Here is a 1,808-nt window from a genome sequence, read left to right on the forward strand (position 1 = left end):
GCGCGATGAACATCGTCGTTCTTGTCAAGCAGGTCCCGGACTCCGGTACCGAGCGCAAGCTGGACCCGGCGGACAACACCGTCGCCCGTGCCGGCGCCGACAACGTCATCAACGAGATGGACGAGTACGCCATCGAGGAGGCGCTGCTGGTCCGTGACCGTGAGGGCGGCGAGGTCACGGTGTTGACCGTGGGCCCGGATCAGGCCACGGATGCGATCCGCAAGGCGCTGTCGATGGGCGCGGACAAGGCCGTGCACGTCTCGGATGAGGCGATCCACGGGTCGTGTGCGGTGCAGACGTCGGCGGTGATCGCCGCGGCCCTGCAGCAGCTGGAGTACGACCTGGTGATCTGCGGGGCGGAGGCGACCGACGCCCAGCTGTCGGTGATGCCGGCCCTGGTCGCCGAGCGGCTGGGGATCCCGCAGCTGTCCGGGGCCCGGAAGCTCACGATCGAGGGCGGGGTGGCCAAGATCGAGCGGCAGACCGACGGCGGCTACTGGGCGGTCGAGGCGCCGCTGCCGGCGATCGTGTCCACCTGGGACACCATCAACGAGCCGCGTTACCCCTCCTTCAAGGGGATCATGGCGGCGAAGAAGAAGCCGGTGGAGACCAAGACCCTGGCCGACCTCGGTGTGGATGCCTCCAGCGTGGGGCTGGCGAACGCGACCAGCAAGGTGCTGGACTTCGCCGGCCGCCCGCCGAAGGGCGAGGGCGTGAAGGTGCCCGACGAGGGTGACGGCGCGCAGCAGCTGGTCGACTACCTCGCCAGCCAGAAGATCGTCTGAGCTGCGGCTCGGATTACAAGCCCGGATCGAAGAGGAGACGAAGAAGTCATGGCAGAGGTCCTGGTCCTGGCCGAGCTGAACCCGGCCGGCGGCTCCGACAACCCGACAGTCCGCAAGACGACCCTGGAGGCGCTGACCGCGGCCCGGGCGCTGGGTGAGCCGTCGGCGGTCGTCCTCGGCGCCCCGGGTACCGCGGCGAGCGTGCGTGCGCAGCTGGCCGAGTACGGGGCGGCGAAGGTCTACGTCGCGGAGTCCGACGACATCGAGCAGTTCCTGGTCGCCCCGAAGGCGGAGGTGCTGGCGCAGCTCGTGGCCGAGAAGGCCCCGGCCGCCGTCGTCATCCCGTCCTCCCCGGAGGGCAAGGAGATCGCCGGCCGGCTGGCGATCAAGACCGGCTCCGGGTTCCTGACCGACGTCACCGAGATCGCCGCCGACGGCACCGCCACGCAGGTGGCGTTCGCCGGGCAGACGATCGTGCACTCCCAGGTGACGGTCGGGACCCCGATCTACACGCTGCGCGGCAACTCCGTCACCCCCGAGCCCGCTCCGGCCGCGGCCGCGGAGGAGCCGGTGACGGTGTCGGTGTCCGAGGCCGCGAAGCAGTCCAGGGTCGTCGACCGGGTGGTGGAGCAGAAGAGCAGCCGCCCCGAGCTGACCGAGGCCTCGATCGTCGTGTCCGGCGGCCGCGGCGTGGCGAGCGCGGAGAACTTCTCCATCATCGAGGCCCTCGCCGACTCCCTCGGTGCGGCGGTGGGTGCCTCGCGGGCGGCGGTGGACTCCGGCTTCTACCCGCACACCTTCCAGGTCGGGCAGACCGGCAAGACGGTGTCCCCGCAGCTCTACATCGCCGTGGGCATCTCCGGTGCCATCCAGCACCGCGCCGGCATGCAGACGTCGAAGACCATCGTGGCGATCAACAAGGACCCCGAGGCGCCGATCTTCGAGCTGGCCGACTTCGGGATCATCGGCGACCTCAACACCGTCGTCCCCGCCGCCACCGAGCAGATCACCGCCCGCAAGTAG

Annotated in this window: 2 protein-coding genes; both read left to right on the top strand. The window is 70.4% G+C overall.

Annotated features, from left to right (window positions below; genetic code table 11):
• The first annotated feature begins 5 nt into the window (after window positions 1–5).
• A complete protein-coding gene (locus E4P40_RS27425) occupies window positions 6–785 on the top strand; it encodes an electron transfer flavoprotein subunit beta/FixA family protein (RefSeq protein WP_135161445.1) in 780 nt (259 codons plus the stop codon).
• A 48-nt stretch (window positions 786–833) separates the two neighbouring features.
• A complete protein-coding gene (locus E4P40_RS27430; RefSeq protein WP_135161444.1) occupies window positions 834–1,808 on the top strand; it encodes an electron transfer flavoprotein subunit alpha/FixB family protein in 975 nt (324 codons plus the stop codon).

The organism is Blastococcus sp. CT_GayMR20 (assembly GCF_004570345.1).

What these genes read in the sequence shown, in the direction of transcription:
- E4P40_RS27425 (WP_135161445.1), top strand. Translation starts at nt 6, where the DNA reads ATGAACATCGTCGTTCTTGTCAAGCAGGTCCCGGACTCCGGTACCGAG.
- E4P40_RS27430 (WP_135161444.1), top strand. Translation starts at nt 834, where the DNA reads ATGGCAGAGGTCCTGGTCCTGGCCGAGCTGAACCCGGCCGGCGGCTCC.